Genomic DNA, 21,650 nt, shown 5'->3' with positions numbered 1-21,650 from the left:
CGATCGCCGCAGCACGCACTGGAGAACGCCCCGGCGTCGCGATGGATACGCCAAGTGGGGGACATCTACACGACGGTATGAATCTCAGTCCGGATGAACGACGACCGGAGGAGAAGGGTCCGCCGGCGGCCGGGTCAGCCGGCCACCCCATGGCGTACGGCCCAGAGCGCGGCCTGGGTGCGGTCGGCGAGGTCCAGCTTCATCAGGATGTTCGAGACGTGCGTCTTGACCGTCTTCTCGGAGAGGACGAGGGCGCGGGCGATCTCGCGGTTCGAGCGGCCGTCGGCGATGAGGCCGAGGACCTCGCGCTCGCGCTCGGTGAGCGAGCCGCCGCGGCCCTGGCTCGCGCCCGCCTCCTCCTGGGTGAGCAGCGCGCCCGCGACCTCCGGCTGGAGCAGGACGTGGCCCGCGTGCACGGAGCGGATGGCGCCGGCGAGGGCGTCGGGGTCGACGTCCTTGTAGACGTACCCCGCGGCGCCGGCGCGCAGGGCCGGGACGACCGTGCGCTGCTCGGTGAAGCTGGTGACGATGAGGACGCGCGCGGGGTTGGCCAGCTCGCGGAGCTTGCGCAGCGCCTCGACGCCGTCCATGCCGGGCATCTTGACGTCCATCAGGACGACGTCCGGCTTCAACTCCTCGGCCCTGGCGACGCCTTCGGCGCCGTCCGACGCCTCGCCGACGACGTCGATGTCCTCCTGGATCTCCAGGAACGTACGCAGTCCCCGGCGGACCACCTGGTGGTCGTCGACCAGCAGCACACGGATCCCTGTCCGCGCGTTGAGCACAGCGTCAGCCACCGGGAACCTCCATCTCGATCGTGGTGCCCTTGCCGGGCTCCGATTCCACGGTCAGCCGTCCGCCGACCCCGCTCGCGCGGTCCCGCATGGAGACCAGGCCCAGATGCCGTCCCGCGCTCCGAATGCCCTTCGGGTCGAAGCCGCCGCCGTCGTCGGTGACGCGCAGCACGGCTCCGGCGCCGCGCTTGTCCAGCGTCACGGCGACGCGCTCCGCGCCGGAGTGGCGCAGGGCGTTGTGCAGGGCCTCCTGGGCGACCCGCAGCATGGCCTCCTCCTGCGAGGCCGGCAGCGCCCGCACGCCGTTGCTCTCGAAGGTGACCTGTGCGGAGTGCGCGCGGTGCAGCACCTGGATGTGGGTGCGCAACGTGGCCACCAGGCCGTCCTCGTCGAGGGCGGCGGGGCGCAACTCCACGACGGCGGCGCGCAGTTCGTCCGCCGCCTCGGCGGCGAGCACCGCCACCTGCTGCAGTTCGCCCTTGGCCCGGGACGGGTCGCGGTCCACCAGGGCGGTGGCGGCCTGTGCCGTCAGGCGCAGCGAGAAGAGCTTCTGGCTGACGGCGTCGTGCAGTTCGTGGGCGAGGCGCGAGCGCTCCTCGGCGATGGTCAGCTCGCGACTGCGCTCGTACAGACGGGCGTTGGTGAGGGCGATGGCGGCGTGCTGGGCGAGGATGGAGAGGAGGTCCGCGTCGTCCTCGGTGAAGCCGCAACCGCCTTGTGGCTTGGGGCAGTTCTTGTTGGCGAGGAAGAGCGCGCCGAGCGTCTCGCCGTCGGAGTGGATGGGCACGCCGAGGAAGTCCGACATCTCCGGGTGGGCGGCGGGCCAGCCGCCGAAGCGGGGGTCCTCCCGCACGTCACCGAGGCGGACGGTCTCGCCCTTCTGGAGCATCGAGGCGAGGATGCCGTGCTGCCGGGGCAGCGGGCCGATGGCCTTCCACTGGTCCTCGCTGACGCCGTCGACGACGAACTGGGCGAAGCCCCCGTGGTCGTCGGGGACCCCGAGCGCGGCGTACTCGGCGTCGAGCAGCTCGCGGGCGGAGGCGACGATCGTCTTGAGGACGTCGCGCACCTCCAGATGCCTGCTCATGGCGAGGAGCGCGGAGCTCACCGCGGTCAGGCCGGATCGGGGTCCTTGACTCATGGTCACACCGTACCGGCGGGGTGTGACGGCACGTATCCGACCTGTGGAGGCCGCCGCCTAGGCCCCGAGGCCTAGGCCGATGGTCCCGGACCGCGCCCGCGCGAGAGGTGCGGAAGGCGGCGTGAGGGCGACACACCGAGGCGTCACGGAGAGCGTTGGTTCGGCAACTCACGGTGAGACTGTTACGTGGCTGATGTGAGCCCGCGCATAGGACCCACGTCACGTACGAAGACCCCTAGTGGAGGAGGATTTCCTTTATGTACGGGCTGTCCGACCCTGCTGGGGGCCCGCACCGACCCCCTGATCCACTACCCGGCATCGTACGTCACAGCTTTGCCTCAGAATTTTGCGCCCGCTAAGAATTGCTCCCGTCGCTCGGCGCCGCGGAACTGACCACCGCGGCGTTTGTGCCGGAACGAAGAACCTGTCCCCTCCGGACCAGAGCGACCTCCGCTATTCGAAGAGGTCCCACTCGCATGTCCAAGCAGCACCTGTACGGGCTCAGTCACGCCCCCGTGAGCAAGGCCCAGAAGTTCTCGATCGCCGGTGTCGCCACGCTCGGCGCCGCTGCCCTCGCGTTCTCCCTCGTGCCGGGCAACTCCGAGGCCTCGACCCAGGCCACCACCGACGTCTCCCCCGTGGCGTTCGCCGCGTCGACCGACGCCCGGCAGGCGGTGCACGCCGGCGTCGCCAAGCAGCAGTCCAACGCGGACAAGCAGGCCAAGGACGCCAAGAAGGCGGCCGACGAGGCCGCAGCGAAGAAGAAGGCCGAGGACGAGCGCAAGGCCAAGGAGGCCGCCAGCCGCGCCGCCGCCCGCAAGCCCGTCTACACCAACAACCTCGACGGCTGGATCCGCCAGTCCCTGGACATCATGAAGTCCAAGGGCATCCCCGGTTCCTACGAGGGTCTGCACCGCAACATCATCCGGGAGTCCGCGGGCAACCCGCAGGCCGTGAACGGCTGGGACATCAACGCCATCAACGGCACCCCGTCGATCGGTCTGCTCCAGGTCATCAAGCCGACGTTCGACGCCTACCACGTCGACGGCACGTCCACGAACATCTACGACCCGGTCGCCAACATCACGGCCGCGGCCAACTACGCCGCCGACCGCTACGGGTCGATGGACAACGTGAACAGCGCCTACTGAGCCTTGATCGCCTGATCAACGGGACCTCTTCAGCCGAAGCTGAGGCCCATGGACGCCGAAGGGCGGCACCCCGTACGGGGTGCCGCCCTTGTCGTGTGCCCTGCGCGGCGCCTACTTGCGCATGACCTCCGGCTCGTGGCGGCGCAGCAGCCGCGCGACCACGAAGCCGCAGATGACGCCGAGCACGATCAGGACCGTGATGTTGAGGCTCCACTGGCCGACCGAGTGCTCCCACAGCGGGTCGAGGTCGCCCGGCTTCTTCGGGTCCCACGGCGGCATGAGGTGCGCCAGGTCGAGCGTGGCGCCGGCGCCGGCGATGGCCCAGCGGGACGGCATCAGCCAGGCGAACTGCTCCAGGCCGGGCGAACCGTAGATCTGGAAGAGGACGCCGGTGAAGACGACCTGGACGATCGCGAACATGACCAGCAGCGGCATGGTCTTCTCGGCGGTCTTCACCAGCGAGGAGATGACCAGGCCGAACATCATCGAGGTGAAGCCGAGGGCGATGATCGTCAGGCAGATCTCCACGGCCGGCGGCATGATCAGGCCCTCTGCGGGCAGCTCGCGCGGGGCGAAGCCGATGCCGCAGATGATGACGCCCTGGATGGCCGTGATGACGCCGAGGACGATGACCTTGGACATCAGGTAGGCCGAGCGGGAGAGGCCGGTGGCCCGTTCCCGTTCGTAGATGACCCGTTCCTTGATCAGCTCACGTACGGAGTTGGCGGCGCCCGAGAAGCACATGCCGACCGCGAGGATCAGCATGATGGTGCCGGCGTCGCCGTTGAACTTGATGGGCGGTTTCGGTGGCGCGAGGCCGAAGTCGGCGGGGATCACGACGCTGACGATGCCGAGGACCGCGGGCAGGATCACCATCAGGCCCATGAAGCCCTTGTCGGAGGCGATCACCGAGGTGTAGCGGCGGATCAGGGTCCACAGCTGTGAGCCCCAGCCCTGTGGCTTCGGCGGCTTCACCGCCTGGGGCGGCGGCATCTGTACGGACTGCGCGGCGACGGCGTCGATGTCCGCGGCGTACATCTGGTAGTGCTGCGAGCCCTTCCAGCGGCCCGCCCAGTCGTAGTCGCGGTAGTTCTCGAAGGCGGAGAAGACGTCGGCCCAGGTGCTGTAGCCGAAGAAGTTGAGGGCTTCCTCCGGCGGGCCGAAGTACGCCACCGAACCGCCCGGCGCCATCACCAGGAGCTTGTCACAGATCGCCAGCTCGGCGACCGAGTGCGTGACGACGAGGACCGTACGGCCGTCGTCGGCGAGGCCGCGAAGGAGCTGCATGACGTCGCGGTCCATGCCCGGGTCGAGGCCGGAGGTCGGCTCGTCCAGGAAGATCAGCGAGGGCTTGGTGAGGAGCTCCAGGGCGACCGACACGCGCTTGCGCTGGCCACCGGAGAGGGAGGTGACCTTCTTCTCCTTGTGGATGTCCAGCTTGAGCTCGCGCAGCACCTCGTCGATGCGGGACTCGCGCTCGGCCTCGGTGGTGTCCGCGGGGAAGCGCAGCTTGGCCGCGTACTTGAGGGCCTTCTTGACGGTCAGCTCCTTGTGCAGGATGTCGTCCTGCGGGACCAGACCGATGCGCTGACGCAGCTCGGCGAACTGCTTGTACAGGTTGCGGTTGTCGTAGAGCACGTCGCCCTGGTTGGCGGGCCGGTAGCCGGTGAGCGCCTTGAGCAGGGTGGACTTGCCGGAACCCGAGGGTCCGATGACCGCGATGAGCGACTTCTCGGGGACGCCGAAGGAGACGTCCTTGAGGATCTGCTTGCCGCCGTCGACGGTGACCGTGAGGTGGCGGGCCGAGAAGGAGACGTCACCGGTGTCGACGAACTCCTCGAGCTGTCCGCCGACGAGGCGGAAGGTCGAGTGGCCGACGCCGACGATGTCGTTCGGGCCGATCAGGACCGTCGAGGACTTCGCGATCGGCTGGCCGTTGACGTACGTGCCGTTGTGCGAGCCGAGGTCGTGCAGCTCGAAGCGGCCGTCGGGCGTCGCGGTGAACTCGGCGTGGTGGCGCGAGACCTGCAGGTCGGAGACGACGAGCTCGTTCTCCAGGGCGCGGCCGATGCGCATCTTGCGGCCGAGTGCCAGCTGGTGGAACGTGGTCGGGCTGCGGTCACCGTAGACCGGCGGGGCCCCCGCGACGCCGCCGGAGCCCGGTGTCTTCTGTGCGTACTGCTCGGACGGACCGCCACCCTGCTGCTGCGGCACGTGCGACTGGTACTGCTGCTGGGGCTGGTGCTGCGGCGCCTGCTGGTGCGGTGCCTGGTGCTGTGGTGCCTGGTGCTGTGGTACCTGCTGTTGCGGCCAGCCCTGCTGCTGCGGCGCCTGGTACGGGGCCTGCTGCTGGTGCTGGTGCTGGTACTGCTGCTGGTGCTGCTGGGGCGCGTGCTGCGGTGCGGAGACGGCGGCGGCGCTGCCGGATACGTTCACCAGGGGGCCGTCGGTCGCGTTGCCGAGGTGGACGGCCGTGCCCGGGCCGATCTCCATCTGGTGGATGCGCTGTCCCTGCACGAAGGTGCCGTTGGTGCTGCCGTGGTCCTCGATGACCCAACTGCGCCCGCTCCAGCTGATCGACGCGTGCCGCCAGGAAACCCTGGCGTCGTCGAGCGAGATATCTCCCTGCGGATCACGTCCGAGGGTGTACGGCCTGGACGCGTCCAGCGTCCAGGTCCTGCCATTCAATTCCAGTACGAGTTCCGGCACTCCATGCCCCACGTGAGTTGTCCCCCGAGCTAGCCCCCATCGATGGGGAGTCTAGGGATGTCGAACATCGGGAGGAACTATTTCAGGCGGAGGGCTCTGACCGAAAGTCGGGCCTTGTGAAGACTGCGTACGGGCGTGACGGGCCGCCCCGTTGACGGGGCAGATATCGCCCCGGAGAGTGGTAAGCACCCATCAGTGCATACGGATCATGCGCATAGGGCGTATTTCGCCCATCACGCTCATGGCGCTCATCGTCCCTTTTAGGCGTATGAGTTGCGGGATACGCAGGGGACGTCTGCGCGGTGGCGATGGGGCGGCGCACTGCGGTTCGGGGGGTCCTCATGACGGCCGACGAGCACAAAGGTGAAGGTCGGGGCGTGCGGTGGGGCGATGTGCTGCTCTCCGCGGTCGCGGCGGTGAGTTGGGCGCTCGTCGGCATGGCGGGGACGGCCGCGCTCGGGCTGCACCTGCTCGGCGCCGACGCGGTGGGTTCGCTCGGGCCGATGACGGCGGCGACCGTCGCGCTGGGCGCGGGCGGCTCCGTCACGCCGTCCGGCGACGTCTCGGCGTTCGGCCTCGACGGCGCCGAGACCGCCACGACGATCGATATCGCGCCACTCGGCGTGGGCCTGGTGGGCGCGCTGCTCCTCGCGCACTTCTTCCTGCGCTCGCTGCGGGCGGCCGGGGCCGTGATCGCGCCGGCCGAACTCCTCGCCCGGGCCGGCGCGGTGATCGCCCTCTTCGTGGCGATGCTCGCGGGGCTCGCCTGGGCCGGTCACGACCTCATCACGATCGACGGTGAGCGGCTCGGCATCGACAAGGGGATCGAGAAGGGCGTCGACAAGCTTCCGGGCGGGATCGGGGACAAGCTGCCGGGCGGTCTCGGTGACATCGGCGGGCTCCTGCCCGACCGGCTCGGTGACCTGGCGAAGGCGAAGGCATCCGTCGGGTTCACGGTGGACACCGCGCCGACGCTGCTGGGCGGGGCGCTGTGGGCGGCAGGGGTGCTGCTCGTCGCGCTGCTCGCGTCCCGTCGTACGCCGTTGCCGGCCGCTCTGGGGTGTCTGCACCGGGTGGTGCGGCCCGCGGTGTCCGCGCTGGTCGCGGTGGTGCTGCTGGCGGTCGCCGCGGGGCTCGCGGCGGCGGCGTACGCGATGGTCGGCGACGACCACCCCAAGCGGATCGCGGGCGCGGCCCTGCTCGGAGCGCCGAACGGGGTGTGGCTCGGCATCCCCGTGGGACTCTTCGTGCCGTGGGACGGCCGGGCCACGGGGGCGCTCGCGCGGGTTCTGCCGGATCCGGTGGACGACCTCCTGACCGGGCCGTCCGACCGGGCGCTCACGCTCGGCAGGCTGGCCGAACTCGACGGCCGGGTCTGGCTGTTGGGCGTCGCCGCGGCGATGATGATGCTGTTCGCCGGGGTGCTGACCGCGGTGCGGACTCCGTGGGTACGGGGTGGGGTGTCCGTCGTCGGACTCGCGGGGCGGTGCGGGGTGCGCCTCGGGGCGGCGACGGCGGCGGGGCTCCCGCTGATGGCCTGGCTGACCGGGGTCTCCGCGGACGCGTCGCTCTCCGTACTGGGCTTCGACGCGTTCGGCGCGGGCATCGACCTGCACGCCCGACTGGCGCCCGCGGCACTGTTGGGGGCGGCGTGGGGGTTCGGGGCGGGAGCGACGGGAGCGCTGCTGGCGTGCGCCGCGGGGGCGGTGCCGGGGCCGGGGGCCTTGGTGGGGGTGGGGGTGCCCGGCGCGTCCGGGGGGCCGTCGGCGGGGGCGCGGGGTGGTGGGGCGGGGGCGCGGGGTGGTGGGGCGGGGGCGTCGGGGGGCGGGGCTGCTGGGGGTGGGGCTTACGGTGCGGGGGCTGGCGGTGCCGGGGCTGCTGGGGGTGGGGCTGCTGGTGAGCGGGCCTACGGGCCCGAGTCCGCGGGGCCCGGGTCTGCCGGAGCTGCGCCCACCGGTCGCGGGTCTGCCGAAGCCGGGCCCGCGGGTGCCGGGCCCGCGGGTGCCAGGCCCGCTGGTGCAGGGCCTGCCGGTGCCGGACCTGCCGGAGCTGGGCCCGGGCCTGCGGGTGCCGGGCCCGGGTCTGCCGGTCCCGGCCCGTACCGCCCAGGTACCCCGCACAGGCCCCCGAACCCCGACACGAACCCGTACCTGCGCCCGCCCGCGGACAACTCCGGGGCCCCGACGGTGGCGGGCCCACTGGTACCCCCACCCCCACCGAACCGCCGCCGGGCCCGCACGGGCGACTGGCCTCCCCCGCCACCGCCCCCACCTCCTCCCCCGGAGAACCCACGCCGCCCCCGCAGCTGAGCGATCCAGCACACGTGAAGGGCACACCCAGCGAGGAACGAGCCGGGGGTTGGGCGGGCCCGGGGGGGGCAGACCCCGGTGGGGCAGGCCGGAAAGCGGGCCCCGCGCCTCCCCCGGACAGCGCACCACGGCGCCCTCGCCCGGACATCGCGCCCTCGCCCGGGTATCTCCCAGTCGACAGCGCCCCGCCCCCGCCCCTCTGTCCGCCACGCGGACCAGCAGGGCGCCCCCGTCATGGGGACGGATACCGTAGGGATCACCATGAGTGCTTCGCAGCCCCCTCAGCCCGCCGACGTCCCGACGGTTCTCGTCAAGATCTTCGGCAAGGACCGCCCCGGTATCACCGCCGGTCTCTTCGACACCCTCGCCGCCTACTCCGTCGACGTCGTCGACATCGAGCAGGTCGTCACCCGTGGCCGGATCGTGCTGTGCGCGCTCGTGACCGAGCCGCCCGCCGGTCTGGAGGGCGACCTCCGTGCCACCGTCCACAGTTGGGCGGAGTCCATGAAGATGCAGGCCGAGATCATCTCCGGCATCGGCGACAACCGGCCGCGCGGTCTCGGGCGGTCGCTGGTGACCGTCCTCGGCCACCCCCTCACCTCGGAGTCCACCGCCGCCATCGCCGCCCGTATAACGGACACCGGCGGCAACATCGACCGTATCTTCCGGCTCGCCAAGTACCCGGTCACCGCCGTCGAGTTCGCGGTGTCCGGCACCGAGACCGAGACCCTGCGCACCGCCCTGGCCGTGGAGGCCGCGAAGCTCGGCGTGGACGTCGCGGTCGTCGCGGCGGGCCTGCACCGCCGGGCGCAGCGGCTGGTCGTGATGGACGTCGACTCGACGCTCATCCAGGACGAGGTCATCGAGCTCTTCGCCGCGCACGCCGGCTGCGAGGACGAGGTCGCCGAGGTGACCGCGTCCGCGATGCGCGGCGACCTCGACTTCGAGCAGTCGCTGCACGCCCGCGTGGCGCTCCTCGCGGGGCTCGACGCGTCCGTCGTCGACAAGGTCCGCTCCGAGGTCCGGCTCACCCCCGGCGCCCGCACCCTCATCCGTACGCTCAAGCGCCTCGGCTACCAAGTGGGCGTCGTCTCGGGCGGGTTCACCCAGGTTACCGATGATCTGCAGGAACGTCTCGGCCTCGACTTCGCCCAGGCCAACACCCTGGAGATCGTCGACGGCAAGCTCACCGGCAAGGTGACGGGCGAGATCGTCGACCGCGCGGGCAAGGCGCGGCTGCTGCGCCGTTTCGCGACGGAGGCCGGGGTTCCGCTGGAGCAGACGGTCGCGATCGGCGACGGCGCGAACGACCTCGACATGCTGAACGCGGCGGGCCTCGGCGTCGCCTTCAACGCCAAGCCCGTGGTCCGCGAGGCCGCGCACACCGCGGTGAACGTCCCCTTCCTCGACACCGTCCTCTATCTCCTCGGCATCACCCGCGAAGAGGTCGAGGCGGCGGACATGCACCTGGACTGAGCGCCCGAGGGCACGACAGCCCTCCCCGTACGTCCGAAGGGGCCCGGCACCACACGGTGCCGGGCCCCTTCACGGTGGGCGGGAGCGGGGGCCGGGTTACTCGGACGGCGCCCAGTAGTCGACGAGGGTGGCCACGCCGGGCTCCAGTGCCTTCCAGGAGCCGGAGTACGTCAGGACGGCGAAGGCGGCGGTCGGGAAGCCCCGGCGGTTCAGCCGCGTCATGGCGTCGCCCTCGGCCTCCCCGGCCAGGACGTCGGTCAGTCCCTGCACACCGGGGTTGTGACCGATCAGGAGGATGTCCCGCACGTCGTCCGGGGTTTCGTTGAGCACGGCGATCAGCTCACCGGGCGACGCCTCGTACAACCGCTCCTCGTACACGGTCTTCGGGCGCTGCGGCAGCTCCTGGACGGCGAGCTTCCAGGTCTCGCGGGTCCGGGCCGCCGTCGAGCAGAGGGCCAGGTCGAAGGCGATGCCGCCGTCGGCCAGCTTGCGTCCGGCGACGGGGGCGTCCCGGCGGCCTCGGTCGGCGAGCGGCCGCTCGTGGTCGGAAACCTGCGGCCAGTCGGCCTTCGCATGCCGGAAGAGGACAATCCTGCGGGGTTCTGCGACGCTCATGCTTCCCAGCTTCGCATGAAACGCGCCATGGGGCGCAGGGAGTTGGTGCGGTCCGCCGACAGGAGTGACGGCTGCGGCCCGAGGGGGCTCACGGGGCGGCGCGCAGGACCATCGCCCGTATGCGCTCCAGGAGGTCGGTGAGGACCGGATCGCCCGCCGCGGCGTGCGCGTCCACGGGGTTCAGGACCAGCAGGAGCAGGGCCGCGAAGGCGACGGCGGGCAGGGCGATGGCCCACCACGGGAGCTGGATCTCGACGCCGCCCGACTGGGCCGGGTCGCGCCGGGTCTGCGATCGGGCCGACATGCCGCCTCCGTGGTCTTCGAGTGGTCCGCGCCGCGTCCTCGCGGCACTCCTCGAATCTAGGCGACCGGCACCCCTCGGCCCCATCCGGAAACCCACCCACTTGACCCTGACACTGACCCCCTAGGGGATGGGGGTGCTAGCCCCACCATCCGCCCCGCCGGGGCCCGTTCGGACCGTCACAGCCGTCCTGCGCGGGTGTCCGGCGCAGGCGTCCGCGAGGTCCGGCGCGGGCACCCGCTCACGGCGAGGCGATGGAGGCGATGATGCCGATGATCACGGTGATGGCCAGCATCGCGCCGAGCACGATGAGCAGCTTCTTCTGGCCGTTCTGGGGGTTCGGGTCGAGGACGGGCATACCGCCAGTCTCGCACCCCGTACCCGTCCCACCGCCGCCGGGGTCGGGCCACCGGGCCCCTGAGGTCGGGCCGCCGGGCCCCTGGGACCGAGCCGCCGGCCTCCCCCGGTTCAGGCCGCCGCGGCCTTGGCCGCCACCTCGTCCTCGACCGTGCGGTTGCGGCCCGCCAGCGTGCCGATGACGATCTGCGGCACCATCAGGCCCGCCATCAGCGCGATCGGCAGACCCCAGCCGCCGCTGTGCTGGTAGAGCACGCCCACCAGGAGCGGGCCCGGGATGGAGATCAGGTAGCCCGTGCTCTGCGCGAAGGCGGACAGCTTGGCCACGCCCGCGCTGCTCTTGGCCCGCATCCCGACCATGGTGAGGGCCAGCGGGAAGGCGCAGTTGGAGATGCCGAGAAGGAGGGCCCAGGCCCAGGCGCCGCCCGCGGGGGCGAGGTAGAGGCCCGCGTACCCGGCGAGGCCGCAGGTGCCGAGGACCAGCACGACGGGGCCCTGGTTGGTGAGCCGGGTGGCGACCCGGGGGATGACGAACGCCAGCGGGACGCCCATGGCCATCGTGACGGCGAGCAGCACGCCCGCCTCGCCGGCGGGGACGCCCGCGTCGCGGAAGATCTGCGGCATCCAGCCCATCGTGACGTACGCGGCCGTGGCCTGGAGGCCGAAGAAGACGGCGAGCGCCCAGGCGGTGCGGCTGTGCGTGATGCGCAGCGCGGCGTCCTCCTGCCGTACGGTCGCGCTGATGTGCTCCGGGGCCGCCGCGGCGACCGGGCCCCGGTCCCGTACGAGCGGGATCCACGGCAGGACGGCGACGCCGGCGAGGCCCGCCCAGACGGCGAGTCCGGTCTGCCAGCGGCCGCCCAGCGCGTCGGTCATCGGGACCGTGAGGGCCGCGGCGAGCGAGGTGCCGAGGGCCAGCGCCATCGAGTACAGCCCGGTCATCGAGCCGACCCGGTCGGGGAACCAGCGCTTGACGATGACCGGCATCAGGACGTTGCTGACCGCGATGCCCATGAGGGCGAGCGCGGTGGCGGCGAGGAAGCCCGCGGTGCCGCCGACGAAGGGGCGGATCACCAGTCCTGCGGCGATCGCTGCCATGCCGAAGCAGACCACGGCGCTCGGCCCGAAGCGCCGGGCGAAGCGGGGTGCCATGACGCCGAAGACGGCGAAGCAGAGCGGCGGCACGGAGGTGAGGAGGCCGGCGAGGGTGCCGCTCATGCCGAGGCCGTCGCGCACCTCTTCGAGGAGCGAGCCCAGGCTGGTGATGGCAGGCCGGAGGTTCATGGCGGCGAGGACGATGCCGACGACGATGAGCCGCGTCGCCCACGCGCGCGTGGGGGGCTGTTTCACCCCGGTCGCGGTGGATGCGGGGGGTGTCGCCGTCGGGGTCATCGTGCCGGTTTCCTCACTAGCCATGAGGCCATCATAGAATCATGGGATGATTGGCTGTCCAATCCGAATGCGTCACACCCGGCCCTCCCGGCCCCCGGCCCCGCCCCGCACGAAGGAACGTCATGCCGCTGACCACTCCTCGCCGTTCGGCACTCTCCGAACAGGTCATCTCCGAGCTGCGCACCCAGATCTCCTCGGGCGAGTGGCCGGTCGGCTCCCGCATCCCCACCGAGCCCGAGCTGGTGGAGCAGCTGGGCGTGGCCAGGAACACCGTCAGGGAGGCCGTGCGCGCCCTCGCGCACAACGGCCTGCTGGACATCCGGCAGGGCTCGGGCACCTATGTGGTCGCGACGAGCGAGCTGGCGGGCGTGATGCAGCGCAGGTTCGCCGACGCGGACCCGCGCCACATCGCCGAGCTGCGCAGCACCCTGGAATCGAGCGCGGCCGCTCTCGCCGCGGAGCGCCGTACCGAGCGCGACCTCAAGCAGCTCGACGCGCTGCTCGTGCGCCGCGAGGAGGTCTGGGCGACCGGGGACGCGGAGGCGTTCGTGACGGCCGACGCGACCTTCCACATGGCGGTCGTCGCCGCCTCGCACAACGACGTGATGACGGCGCTCTACGCGGACCTCGGCGAGGTCCTGCGGGACTGGCTGCGTGAGGACATCGGCGAGGAGCTGACCCCCGAGTCGCACATGGACCACGCCCGTCTCGTCGACGCGATCCGCGCGGGGGACGCCGACGCCGCCGCCGCGGAGGCCGCGGGCTACCCCTTCATGTGCCGCCCGGAGCGGTTCACCTCTGGTGGCTGACCCAGACCGCGCGGACCTCTTTCCAGCACCGCCCGGTGAGACGCACCGTCAGCGCGGGCTGCGCGTCGACGGGCCGTGAGTCGCTGTCGATGTCCCACCAGCGCGCGCACTCCACGTGCAGGCGGACGTGGTCGGTCTCCGGGTAGGGGTTGTGGCAGTACGCGACGACGTCGGGCCCCGCGACCGCGGTGCGGCACTCCGCGCCGAAGGGCCGCGGCGCGGGTTTCCCGGCCGTCGCCCCGCGCGCGGGGGAGGCGTCCTGCGGGACGCCGCTCGGCGCGGCGACCACAAGAGCGAGGGCCACGAGCACCGCACCGGTAGGACGCACACTCCAGGGTGCCCGGCACTCCCCCGCCACCGCCCGGCCGGGGGGCCGAACGGGTGAGGCCCCGCCCCCCGCGCGCGGCGGGGACGGGGCCTCGAAAACGTACCGGGACCCGGCGGGTCAGGCACCCATCATGTGGACGCCGCCGTCGACGTGGACGATCTCGCCGGTGGTCTTCGGGAAGAAGTCCGAGAGCAGCGCGACGATGCCGCGGCCCGCGGGCTCCGGGTCGGCCATGTCCCAGTCCAGCGGGGAGCGGGTGTTCCAGACGTCAGCGAGGTCGGCGAAGCCGGGGATCGACTTGGCCGCCATGGAGCCGATCGGGCCCGCGGAGATCAGGTTGCAGCGGATGTTCTCCTTGCCCAGGTCACGGGCGAGGTAGCGGCTGGTGGCCTCCAGGGCGGCCTTGGCCGGGCCCATCCAGTCGTACTTCGGCCAGGCGTACTGCGCGTCGAAGGTGAGGCCGACGACCGAGGCGCCGTCCTCGAACAGCGGGCGGCAGGCCATGGTGAGCGACTTCAGGGAGTACGCCGAGACGTGCATCGCCGTCGAGACGTCCTCGAAGGTGGCCTCGAGGAAGTTGAAGGCGCCCTGCGGCGCGAAGCCGATGGAGTGCACGACGCCGTCGAGGCCACCGAGCTCGTCCTTGACCAGGCCCGCGAGCCGGTCCAGGTGCTCCTGGTTGGTCACGTCGAGTTCGATGACCTTGGCGGGCTTGGGCAGCTTCTTGGCGATGCGCTCGGTGAGCGTGGGCCGCGGGAAGGCGGTGAGGATGACCTCGGCGCCCTGCTCCTGCGCGACCTTGGCCGCGTGGAACGCGATGGAGGACTCCATCAGAACGCCCGTGATCAGGATCTTCTTGCCTTCGAGAATTCCGCTCATGGTGATCAGTGACCCATGCCCAATCCGCCGTCAACGGGGATGACGGCTCCAGTGATGTACGAGGCGTCGTCGGACGCGAGGAAGCGCACCGCGGCGGCGATCTCCTCGGGCTGCGCGTACCGGCCGAGCGGCACCTGGGCGACGATGCCCGCGCGCTGCTCGTCCGTGAGCACCTTGGTCATGTCGGTGTCGACAAAACCGGGGGCGACGACGTTGAAGGTGAGGTTGCGCGACCCGAGTTCACGGGCGAGCGAACGCGCGAAGCCGACCAGGCCCGCCTTCGAGGCGGCGTAGTTCGCCTGCCCGGGACCGCCCATCAGGCCCACGACCGAGGAGATCAGGACGACGCGGCCCTTCCTGGCGCGCAGCATGCCGCGGTTGGCGCGCTTGACGACCCGGAAGGTGCCGGTGAGGTTGGTGTCGAGGACGGACGTGAAGTCCTCCTCGCTCATGCGCATCAGGAGCTGGTCCTTGGTGATGCCCGCGTTGGCGACCAGGACCTCGACGTTCCCGTGCTTCTCCTCGATCTCCTTGTAGGCCTGCTCCACCTGCTCGGCGTCGGTGATGTCGCACTTGACGGCGAGGACACCGGCGTCGGTGAGGACCTCCGGCGGTTCGCCCGAGCGGTAGGTGATCGCGACCTTGTCGCCGGCGTCGGCGAAGGTGCGGGCGATGGCGAGGCCGATGCCCCGGTTTCCTCCGGTGACGAGAACCGAGCGGCTCAACGGATCACCCTTTCGATAGCTGGCTGGTACCTCGAAAACCTATCGGTACCGTCGACGATCCGGAGAATCGGTGCCCGACAGTGGCGCGGAGTGCGCGCTGTCGGATCCCTACAGAAAGCCTCTGGCCCCCGACACGTCCGGCGCGACATGATCGGACCCGACCGGTGCCGACAGCAGGGAGACATCCGTGCCCCATTCCATCGACGAAGCCTTCACGGCGTTGCCCCTGCGGGCTCTCGCCGACGCCGCGCTGGCCCGCGCGCGGGCGCTCGGCGCCGACCACGCGGACTTCCGCCTGGAGCGGGTGCGCAGCGCGTCCTGGCAGCTGCGCGACGCGCGGCCGGCCGGCACCTCCGACTCCACGGACCTCGGTTACGCGGTGCGTGTGGTGCACGGCGGCACCTGGGGCTTCGCCTCCGGGGTCGACATGACGATGGACGCGGCGGCGCGTGTCGCCTCCCGGGCGGTGGCGATGGCGAAGCTGTCCGCGCAGGTCATCAAGGCGGCGGGGTCGAACGAGAGGGTCGAGCTCGCGCACGAGCCGGTGCACGCGGAGAAGACGTGGGTTTCCTCGTACGACATCGATCCGTTCTCGGTGCCGGCCGAGGAGAAGGCGGGGCTGCTCGCCGACTGGAGCGCGCGGCTGCTGGCGGCGGACGGCGTCGCGCATGTCGACGCCTCGCTGCTCACCGTGCACGAGAACAAGTTCTACGCGGACACGGCGGGGACGGTGACCACCCAGCAGCGCGTGCGGCTGCATCCGCAGCTGACGGCGGTGGCCGTCGACGCGTCGAGCGGCGAGTTCGACTCGATGCGCACGATCGCGCCGCCGGTCGGCCGGGGCTGGGAGTACCTCACGGGGACCGGCTGGGACTGGGAGAGCGAACTCGCCATGATCCCCGAGCAGTTGGCCGAGAAGATGCGGGCGCCGAGCGTCACCGCGGGCTCGTACGATCTGGTCGTCGACCCGTCCAACCTCTGGCTGACCATCCACGAGTCGATCGGCCACGCCACCGAGCTGGACCGCGCGCTCGGCTACGAGGCGGCGTACGCGGGCACCTCGTTCGCCACCTTCGACCAGCTCGGCAAGCTCCGTTACGGCTCCTCGCTGATGAACGTGACGGGCGACCGGACCGCCGAGCACGGCCTGGCGACCATCGGGTACGACGACGAGGGCGTCGCCGCCCAGTCCTGGGACCTGGTCAAGGACGGCACGCTGACCGGCTACCAGCTGGACCGGCGCATCGCGAAGCTCACCGGCTTCGACCGCTCCAACGGCTGCGCGTACGCGGACTCCCCCGGCCATGTGCCGGTGCAGCGGATGGCCAACGTGTCGCTGCAGCCGGACCCCGCCGGGCTCGGCACCGAGGACCTGATCGCGGGCGTGGACCGCGGGATATACGTGGTCGGGGACCGGTCGTGGTCCATCGACATGCAGCGGTACAACTTCCAGTTTACGGGTCAGAGGGCATACGCCATCCGGAACGGCCGCCTTTGCGGACAGGTTCGGGACTTTGCCTATCAGGGAATTACCCCTGAGTTCTGGGGCTCGATGCAAGCTGTCGGAGGGCCCCAAACATACGTCCTCGGAGGGGCTTTCAACTGCGGAAAGGCCCAACCGGGGCAGGTCGCCTCCGTGTCCCACGGCTGCCCATCCGCACTGTTTCGGGGTGTGAACATCCTGAACACCTCGGAGGAGTCCGGCCGCTCATGATCGAGCGCCGGCAGCGGCGCCAAAGTCTGCACCAGGTCTGCACCTCATCACAGTGAGCCCCTACGCGACGTCGTCCCAGTCCTCCACATCCCCATCCGAGGGGACCAGCGGGGGCGGGGCGATCAAGCCCTTGAACGGTTCCAGCCTCAGCCCGAGTCGGCTCTCCATGGTGCGCGCCCCGCGCGTCATGGCCTTGCGCAGTAGGTGGCCGTACACGAGCTCCGTGGTCCTGGTAGTACGGTGCCCTACCCACGCTGCGATCTCGAAGAGCGGGATCTCCGAATGGATCGCTTCCGAGACGAAGTAGTGCCGGAAGCTTTTCGGGGTGTACGCAGGGGTTCCCGCCGCCTTGGCAGCCGCCTTGAACTGGTCCAAGAACCAGTCGTAGGACGGGTGGCGATCATTTCGGCGCGGGGACTCGAAGAACCATTGCCGATCCCCCCACACCCCGAACGCATCCACGTGATCGCTGAAGATCTGCACGATCGATTCCGGCACCGGAGTTCTGCGCGCTTCGCTGAACGCCCGATGCTTCGTACCCCGCTTCACGCCACGCCGATACCCAGAGATCTCCTGACAGCCGTACGCCGAGACCTGGTAGTCGACCGTGAGGATGCCGGTCTCCCATTCCATAGACTCGTCGGAGATTGCCAGACTTTCGCCGGGACGGGTACCGGACCCTGCCATGGCCCAGAATCCTGCACGGATCATCTTGGGCGCTTCCGCGACAATCGCCATCACCTCCGATGTGGATGGGATGTCCTCGTCCGTGACCGGGGTCGCCGTCGTGTTCTCTCGATTCCTTCGAGGGTTCGCCTTTTTGCATGGGTTGCGACCGATGATCTCGGTACTCACCGCATAGTTGAAGACGGATGACAGGATGTTACGGCGCACAGAGATACCGTTCACCGCGTATCCCCGCTCCGTCTGGTCCGCCTCCCATGCGTTGATCATCTCAGGGTTGATACTGCCAATGGCGCGACCGCCAAAGAACCCGTGATAGTGGTTCTTGTACACGCTCGCATAATTGACCCTGGAGGATTCCTCCAGCGTTCCCGCGTTGACCCACTCTTCCCAGATACTGGCAAACGTCCGCTGGCCTGCCCTGGGGTTGATGTAGGTCCCTAGATCTTTGTCTCGTTCCACCTTGACCGCGAAGGCTTCAGCGTCTTCCAGTTTCTTGAAGCTGACCTGACGCGGCTTACCGGATCTTCCGCCAGGCTCGCGGTACAACACCCGGTAGGGCTTGTGTGGGCATTTCGGCTTCTGGCGCCTAGGGCAGGCGCAGTCTTCCTTCCTGATGGTCGCCACGCTTGTTCACCCTCCGCATGTTGATGGGTTAGAAGCTGTTCCAGAAACCTAGCCACACCGCATACGAGCGTCAACCCAGTTGTACAGATCGCGAGTTCGGAACCGCACGTGTTTCCCGACCTTGAGGTAGGGGATGCCCCAGCGGCGGTACGAGTCCATGAGAACTCGCTTCGTGACCCCCAACTCCGCAGCAACATCATCCGGAGTCATGAGCAAGTTGCTGCCGCCCCTCATGCCTCCGCCTCCCCGCCTCTCCGTGACTCCGCATCGAGCCGGCGGGCCTCTGCCATGTCCTCCGCGATGCCTGCCGCAAGTTCCGCCTCTGCCGCAGAGTGCCCGGAGCCGACGTAGCGCCAGGCCGCTTCCGTGAACGTCGCCCCGTCGTCCGCGCCCGAGGGAAAACCGCCGCTGTACAGCGCGCGAGTCGCACGCAGTTCCCCGTAAGTGGTCGAGTAGCAGCGGGATTTAGTGAGGGCGTGCCCTCGATAGCCGAGCGTGTGAACCCAGGAACGCAGGTTGAGGCTCGATAGTTCGGACAGGCCACCCAAGCGCCAGCAAGTGCCCATGAGAGCTCGCAGATGGCCGTTTACCGAGGCGTGCCGAATTCCTTCATAGTCGGTCACGCGGTAGTCAACACCGCCCGCGTCTCCGACCGACTTGGACACGTACTTCGCGACGTAGGCTGCTACAGCCGTGTCTGTCACTGCGGTTTTAGTGAAGGCATCACTACGTATGGCGTGAACGTCAAGTTGCTCACCCCAGCTCACGGTCTGTTGTCCGACGGCCGCCGAGTAAGGCGTCTGCACCTCCACGCAGGCGGCCGCGGACCGCACCGCTGTCTCCAGAGCGTCAGTCGTGCCCCAGAGCGGAGGCAACGAGGAGGGACCATGTGGGCCGTCCAGCCGGATGACGGCATGGAAGTGGATCGCTCCGCGCCGCTGGTACTCGGCGACCTTGGCGAACGAGAGCGCTGCATGCTGCCGAAAACGGGTCTGCACGATGCCCTGCGCTGAGGCCAGGTGACGCCGGAGCGTGTGGCAGAAGCGGCTCCACAGAGTGCCGGCAGATGCATGCCAGAGAACGTGACCCGCATAGTCGTAGCAGTCGGGGCACAGGGGCTGACCGAGCGCCGGATCAGCGTCCGGATGTTGTCGGCCACACCCCAGCGGCCGCCCGTGATCACATTGCCCGTCAGCGCGTTGTGGGTGGCAGTAGGGCAGAGCTTCCGTGCTCGCACGGTGCACAGCGCCAAACGATGGAGCAGTCAAGGTGAGGAAAAGCCGGGGGTGATACCGAACGCAGTCGACCACGCCCTTCCCGCCGAGCAGGCCTGAGCGGACTAGCTGAAATGTATCGCCCGCGTGCAGACGCGCGCAGGATTGGCAGCGTGACTCACGGCGGTTGCGGCATCGCACCGGCATCCGGCCGCCCGGTTCCTCTTCGGTGGAGTAGTGGCGCAGCACACTACCAGTGGATATGTCACGCACCGTTGAATGACCAGCCAGGTAGATGGGGTGGGCACAGCCGCCCGTGGCCTTGATTTGATCGAGCCAGCGTGCGAAACCCGGCTCATGCACAAGTCGGATCAGATCGCGTTCAGCGGAGGAGAGCAGACGGAGGCGCTCAGCCTGAGCTAGCACTGAGCGCCGCGCCGTTTCGGTCGCCGGGTACAAGGGGAGGCCCCCTCTCATGAGGAACAGGCGTGGCGGTCATGACCAACTCCGATGTCTCTGAGATCAAGTAAGGGCAAGGGTGCCGAAATACAGAGAGGGAAAGAGGAAATTTTCGGATCGCTCAATATCAGCCGAACAGCCCATTTCCAATGACCAGGAACAGGGCCCAAATGGGATAGCCCAGAGGGGTCATAGCCAGTAGGAATCCACCAAGGCCGATCAGAAGTACCTGATAGATCGGAACCTCTTTGGACCGGGCGACCATGAAGGAGAAGAACAACAGGAATGCATCGATGATGTAAATCGTGCTCTGCGTCATGCCACCGAATCTCCTCTTTCGCTTGCCGTCTTCTGGACGGACAGGAAGGGTTGCGGGGGCCCCGGGATCGCAGCGATTTCGGCGACGTCCGCCGTACTGATCAAATGAGAGCGGGCACGCATCCAGCGGCCTCCGGTAGCGACCACGGCGACACCTTGTTCCTCTTCCGAGATGGTCTGCGCAATGACCACCGCATCAGGGTTGAGGTCACCTAGGGTCATTTCGGCCGAGGCTTCATCGTGGGCGCGATGGGCAACCCGTCCGCCGAGTTGCGCGCGCAGCGCGGTCACTCGGGTGCCCAAGTCGGAGCCGACCCTCTGGCCTGCGGCTACCAGATGCACGCCGAGGGCAGCGCCGAGTTGAGCCAGACGAAGCAGCAGAGTTCCACAACGCTCTGCCTCTTCTCTCGACTCGCGAGATCCGTCGTTGAGGTACAGCTCTGCCAACTCGTCGACGATGACCACGATGGGAATCGGTCGCCGTTCTTCCGGCAGCCCCCAGACCGAACGGGCGCCGGCCGCACGGCAGAGAGTCATTCGGTGTTCGATCTCTTCCACCATCGAGGCCAGCACGAGCAACGCCCGCTTACGGTCAATGGCCAGCTTGGAGAAGCGCCGCCCGAATAGGCCGAGTTCCATGCCGCCCTTACAGTCGATACCGACCAGGGCGACCGGTTGCCGTGCCAGGGCTCGCACCAGGGCAGCGAGCAGGGACGACTTGCCGCTTTGGGTCGCGCCGGTCACCAGCCAGTGCGGCACCTTCCGGAAGTCGATCACCCAGCGTGGGCCGTCTTCACTCTGGCCCACATCGAGCGAGAGCAGAGGCAGCGCTTCCGGCCGCTGCACCGCCGAGTGCTTCCCCGTCAGTGGGTCGTTCGCAGTAGCAGTGATCACTACCACGCCCCGCCGCGGGGAACGCACCCGCACCCCGTGCACGTGCCACGCGTGCTCCATGGCCCGGGCAGCCTCCAAGTAGGGCGCAGGGGTCTGCCCCGGATGCATCACCACCCGCACACTCACCCCATTACGCGTTGGGGTGGGCAGTCCCAGGCGTGGCGGTTTGGGCCGCAGCGCTTGGCCCTGTACGACCATGTCGCGCCCTATCAGCCGCTGATTGGGCCGCCAACTCACGGCCAGCCCGTTGAGCATCGACACGCGCCGCCAAGTCCACCAGATGCGTAGCGTGGTCCGCGGGTAACCCAGGAGCCACCAACGCCAAGGCCAGGCGTAAATGTTGACGCCCCGCGCCTGGAGGCGAGGTTCCCACCAGCTCTGCGTCATCAGCCCCAGAAGCAGCAGCGCCGACAGGGTCCAGACCGCCAAAGAGGCGGGCATCACAGATCGCCTGCCTGAGTCCGCGCCAGGAGTTTGCGGGCCCGGATCATGGCTGTCTCGGCGTGCACGGCAGCCATCTGCAACACGTACCGCAGCGCGGGCAGGTCCTGGGTCACGGCTAACAGAGCTTCAGCACCGACCAACACCCGTAAGTCACGCAGCAGGTAGCCGAACTCTCCGTCACGCCCGAGACCGCTGTCGGGGTCGACGTGGTCGAGGCCCGCCGCCTCCCGTAGTGCGCGAACCATCTGGTCCGTCTCGGAGACGATCTCTGCCACGCACGGCGAGGCGCACGCGTAGACCTCAGCCTCCG

Annotated in this window: 20 protein-coding genes; 5 read left to right on the top strand and 15 right to left on the bottom strand. The window is 69.6% G+C overall.

All coding sequences use genetic code 11. The features are described 5' to 3' along the window. Window positions 1-134: 134 nt before the first annotated feature. Both ACFYO9_RS31775 and ACFYO9_RS31770 read right to left on the bottom strand, forming a co-directional pair. Window positions 135-797 (bottom strand): response regulator transcription factor, encoded by a 663-nt coding sequence (locus ACFYO9_RS31775; protein WP_358777521.1) that lies wholly within the window; start codon window positions 795-797, stop codon window positions 135-137. Continuing rightward, window positions 790-1,935, bottom strand: coding sequence for a GAF domain-containing sensor histidine kinase (locus ACFYO9_RS31770; RefSeq protein WP_355818815.1), 1,146 nt, complete (start codon window positions 1,933-1,935; stop codon window positions 790-792). Before ACFYO9_RS31770 ends, ACFYO9_RS31775 begins: the two co-directional genes overlap by 8 nt. A 476-nt stretch (window positions 1,936-2,411) precedes the next feature. Between ACFYO9_RS31770 and ACFYO9_RS31765 the strand changes: the two genes are divergently transcribed. Further along, a complete protein-coding gene (locus tag ACFYO9_RS31765) occupies window positions 2,412-3,086 on the top strand; it encodes a transglycosylase SLT domain-containing protein (RefSeq protein ID WP_355818811.1) in 675 nt (224 codons plus the stop codon). 111 nt (window positions 3,087-3,197) lie between these two features. Here the strand turns inward: ACFYO9_RS31765 and ACFYO9_RS31760 are convergent, their stop codons facing one another. Continuing rightward, on the bottom strand, window positions 3,198-5,795 hold the full coding sequence (locus ACFYO9_RS31760) for an FHA domain-containing protein (protein WP_358777520.1): 2,598 nt from the start codon (window positions 5,793-5,795) through the stop codon (window positions 3,198-3,200). Window positions 5,796-6,136: 341 nt separating this feature from the next. Between ACFYO9_RS31760 and ACFYO9_RS31755 the strand changes: the two genes are divergently transcribed. Next, window positions 6,137-8,104 carry a streptophobe family protein gene (locus tag ACFYO9_RS31755; protein WP_358777519.1) on the top strand — a complete coding sequence of 656 codons (1,968 nt, stop codon included), beginning with the start codon at window positions 6,137-6,139 and terminating at the stop codon, window positions 8,102-8,104. 261 nt (window positions 8,105-8,365) lie between these two features. Further along, complete coding sequence (gene serB / locus ACFYO9_RS31750) at window positions 8,366-9,580, top strand: phosphoserine phosphatase SerB (RefSeq protein WP_355818803.1); 1,215 nt, start codon at window positions 8,366-8,368, stop codon at window positions 9,578-9,580. Between the two features lie 96 nt (window positions 9,581-9,676). On the opposite strand, the gene ACFYO9_RS31745 is transcribed toward serB, so the two are convergent. From ACFYO9_RS31745 to ACFYO9_RS31730, 4 genes are all read right to left on the bottom strand, one after another. Continuing rightward, a complete protein-coding gene (locus ACFYO9_RS31745) occupies window positions 9,677-10,195 on the bottom strand; it encodes a histidine phosphatase family protein (protein WP_355818800.1) in 519 nt (172 codons plus the stop codon). 88 nt (window positions 10,196-10,283) lie between these two features. Then, the gene (locus ACFYO9_RS31740; protein ID WP_358777518.1) at window positions 10,284-10,499 is read right to left on the bottom strand and encodes a hypothetical protein; all 216 of its coding nucleotides are present in this window, start codon (window positions 10,497-10,499) and stop codon (window positions 10,284-10,286) included. A 238-nt stretch (window positions 10,500-10,737) separates the two neighbouring features. Continuing rightward, window positions 10,738-10,854 carry an SGM_5486 family transporter-associated protein gene (locus ACFYO9_RS31735; RefSeq protein WP_107059069.1) on the bottom strand — a complete coding sequence of 39 codons (117 nt, stop codon included), beginning with the start codon at window positions 10,852-10,854 and terminating at the stop codon, window positions 10,738-10,740. Between the two features lie 110 nt (window positions 10,855-10,964). Beyond that, on the bottom strand, window positions 10,965-12,269 hold the full coding sequence (locus tag ACFYO9_RS31730) for a CynX/NimT family MFS transporter (protein ID WP_388666768.1): 1,305 nt from the start codon (window positions 12,267-12,269) through the stop codon (window positions 10,965-10,967). A gap of 98 nt (window positions 12,270-12,367) precedes the next feature. Between ACFYO9_RS31730 and ACFYO9_RS31725 the strand changes: the two genes are divergently transcribed. Next, window positions 12,368-13,054: an FCD domain-containing protein gene (locus ACFYO9_RS31725; protein WP_358777517.1), complete on the top strand. Its 687-nt coding sequence runs from the start codon at window positions 12,368-12,370 to the stop codon at window positions 13,052-13,054. Here the strand turns inward: ACFYO9_RS31725 and ACFYO9_RS31720 are convergent. The 3 genes from ACFYO9_RS31720 to fabG form a co-directional block, all read right to left on the bottom strand. Then, a complete protein-coding gene (locus tag ACFYO9_RS31720; RefSeq protein ID WP_358777516.1) occupies window positions 13,038-13,358 on the bottom strand; it encodes a hypothetical protein in 321 nt (106 codons plus the stop codon). The genes ACFYO9_RS31725 and ACFYO9_RS31720 overlap by 17 nt on opposite strands. A gap of 141 nt (window positions 13,359-13,499) precedes the next feature. Then, window positions 13,500-14,261, bottom strand: coding sequence for an enoyl-ACP reductase FabI (gene fabI / locus ACFYO9_RS31715; RefSeq protein WP_355818789.1), 762 nt, complete (start codon window positions 14,259-14,261; stop codon window positions 13,500-13,502). A gap of 5 nt (window positions 14,262-14,266) precedes the next feature. Then, the gene (gene fabG, locus ACFYO9_RS31710) at window positions 14,267-14,986 is read right to left on the bottom strand and encodes a 3-oxoacyl-[acyl-carrier-protein] reductase (protein WP_358712784.1); all 720 of its coding nucleotides are present in this window, start codon (window positions 14,984-14,986) and stop codon (window positions 14,267-14,269) included. A gap of 187 nt (window positions 14,987-15,173) precedes the next feature. Between fabG and ACFYO9_RS31705 the strand changes: the two genes are divergently transcribed. After that, on the top strand, window positions 15,174-16,700 hold the full coding sequence (locus ACFYO9_RS31705; protein ID WP_358777515.1) for a TldD/PmbA family protein: 1,527 nt from the start codon (window positions 15,174-15,176) through the stop codon (window positions 16,698-16,700). Window positions 16,701-16,760: 60 nt separating this feature from the next. Here the strand turns inward: ACFYO9_RS31705 and ACFYO9_RS31700 are convergent, their stop codons facing one another. From ACFYO9_RS31700 to ACFYO9_RS31680, 5 genes are all read right to left on the bottom strand, one after another. Then, window positions 16,761-18,011 carry a tyrosine-type recombinase/integrase gene (locus tag ACFYO9_RS31700; protein WP_358777514.1) on the bottom strand — a complete coding sequence of 417 codons (1,251 nt, stop codon included), beginning with the start codon at window positions 18,009-18,011 and terminating at the stop codon, window positions 16,761-16,763. Between the two features lie 230 nt (window positions 18,012-18,241). Then, a complete protein-coding gene (locus tag ACFYO9_RS31695) occupies window positions 18,242-19,702 on the bottom strand; it encodes a replication initiator (protein ID WP_358777513.1) in 1,461 nt (486 codons plus the stop codon). A gap of 109 nt (window positions 19,703-19,811) precedes the next feature. After that, window positions 19,812-20,003 carry a hypothetical protein gene (locus ACFYO9_RS31690; RefSeq protein ID WP_358777512.1) on the bottom strand — a complete coding sequence of 64 codons (192 nt, stop codon included), beginning with the start codon at window positions 20,001-20,003 and terminating at the stop codon, window positions 19,812-19,814. Further along, complete coding sequence (locus ACFYO9_RS31685) at window positions 20,000-21,337, bottom strand: FtsK/SpoIIIE domain-containing protein (protein ID WP_358777511.1); 1,338 nt, start codon at window positions 21,335-21,337, stop codon at window positions 20,000-20,002. The genes ACFYO9_RS31690 and ACFYO9_RS31685 overlap by 4 nt, the downstream gene beginning before the upstream one ends. Continuing rightward, complete coding sequence (locus ACFYO9_RS31680) at window positions 21,337-21,615, bottom strand: hypothetical protein (protein ID WP_358777510.1); 279 nt, start codon at window positions 21,613-21,615, stop codon at window positions 21,337-21,339. Before ACFYO9_RS31680 ends, ACFYO9_RS31685 begins: the two co-directional genes overlap by 1 nt. Window positions 21,616-21,650 lie beyond the last annotated feature (35 nt).

This window comes from Streptomyces sp. NPDC005863 (assembly GCF_042871345.1).
Taxonomy (GTDB): Bacteria; Actinomycetota; Actinomycetes; order Streptomycetales; family Streptomycetaceae; genus Streptomyces.
Note: the sequence above shows the minus strand (reverse complement) of the source record. Positions and strands in the feature narration are given on the sequence as shown.

Excerpts from the sequence above, each read along its gene's own strand:
- ACFYO9_RS31690 (WP_358777512.1), bottom strand. The coding sequence starts at position 20,003 with ATGACGCAGAGCACGATTTACATCATCGATGCATTCCTGTTGTTCTTC.
- ACFYO9_RS31730 (WP_388666768.1), bottom strand. The coding sequence starts at position 12,269 with ATGGCTAGTGAGGAAACCGGCACGATGACCCCGACGGCGACACCCCCC.
- ACFYO9_RS31695 (WP_358777513.1), bottom strand. The coding sequence starts at position 19,702 with ATGAGAGGGGGCCTCCCCTTGTACCCGGCGACCGAAACGGCGCGGCGC.
- ACFYO9_RS31685 (WP_358777511.1), bottom strand. The coding sequence starts at position 21,337 with ATGCCCGCCTCTTTGGCGGTCTGGACCCTGTCGGCGCTGCTGCTTCTG.
- ACFYO9_RS31765 (WP_355818811.1), top strand. The coding sequence starts at position 2,412 with ATGTCCAAGCAGCACCTGTACGGGCTCAGTCACGCCCCCGTGAGCAAG.
- ACFYO9_RS31735 (WP_107059069.1), bottom strand. The coding sequence starts at position 10,854 with ATGCCCGTCCTCGACCCGAACCCCCAGAACGGCCAGAAGAAGCTGCTC.
- ACFYO9_RS31770 (WP_355818815.1), bottom strand. The coding sequence starts at position 1,935 with ATGAGTCAAGGACCCCGATCCGGCCTGACCGCGGTGAGCTCCGCGCTC.
- ACFYO9_RS31725 (WP_358777517.1), top strand. The coding sequence starts at position 12,368 with ATGCCGCTGACCACTCCTCGCCGTTCGGCACTCTCCGAACAGGTCATC.
- serB (WP_355818803.1), top strand. The coding sequence starts at position 8,366 with ATGAGTGCTTCGCAGCCCCCTCAGCCCGCCGACGTCCCGACGGTTCTC.
- ACFYO9_RS31745 (WP_355818800.1), bottom strand. The coding sequence starts at position 10,195 with ATGAGCGTCGCAGAACCCCGCAGGATTGTCCTCTTCCGGCATGCGAAG.
- ACFYO9_RS31755 (WP_358777519.1), top strand. The coding sequence starts at position 6,137 with ATGACGGCCGACGAGCACAAAGGTGAAGGTCGGGGCGTGCGGTGGGGC.
- fabI (WP_355818789.1), bottom strand. The coding sequence starts at position 14,261 with ATGAGCGGAATTCTCGAAGGCAAGAAGATCCTGATCACGGGCGTTCTG.
- ACFYO9_RS31740 (WP_358777518.1), bottom strand. The coding sequence starts at position 10,499 with ATGTCGGCCCGATCGCAGACCCGGCGCGACCCGGCCCAGTCGGGCGGC.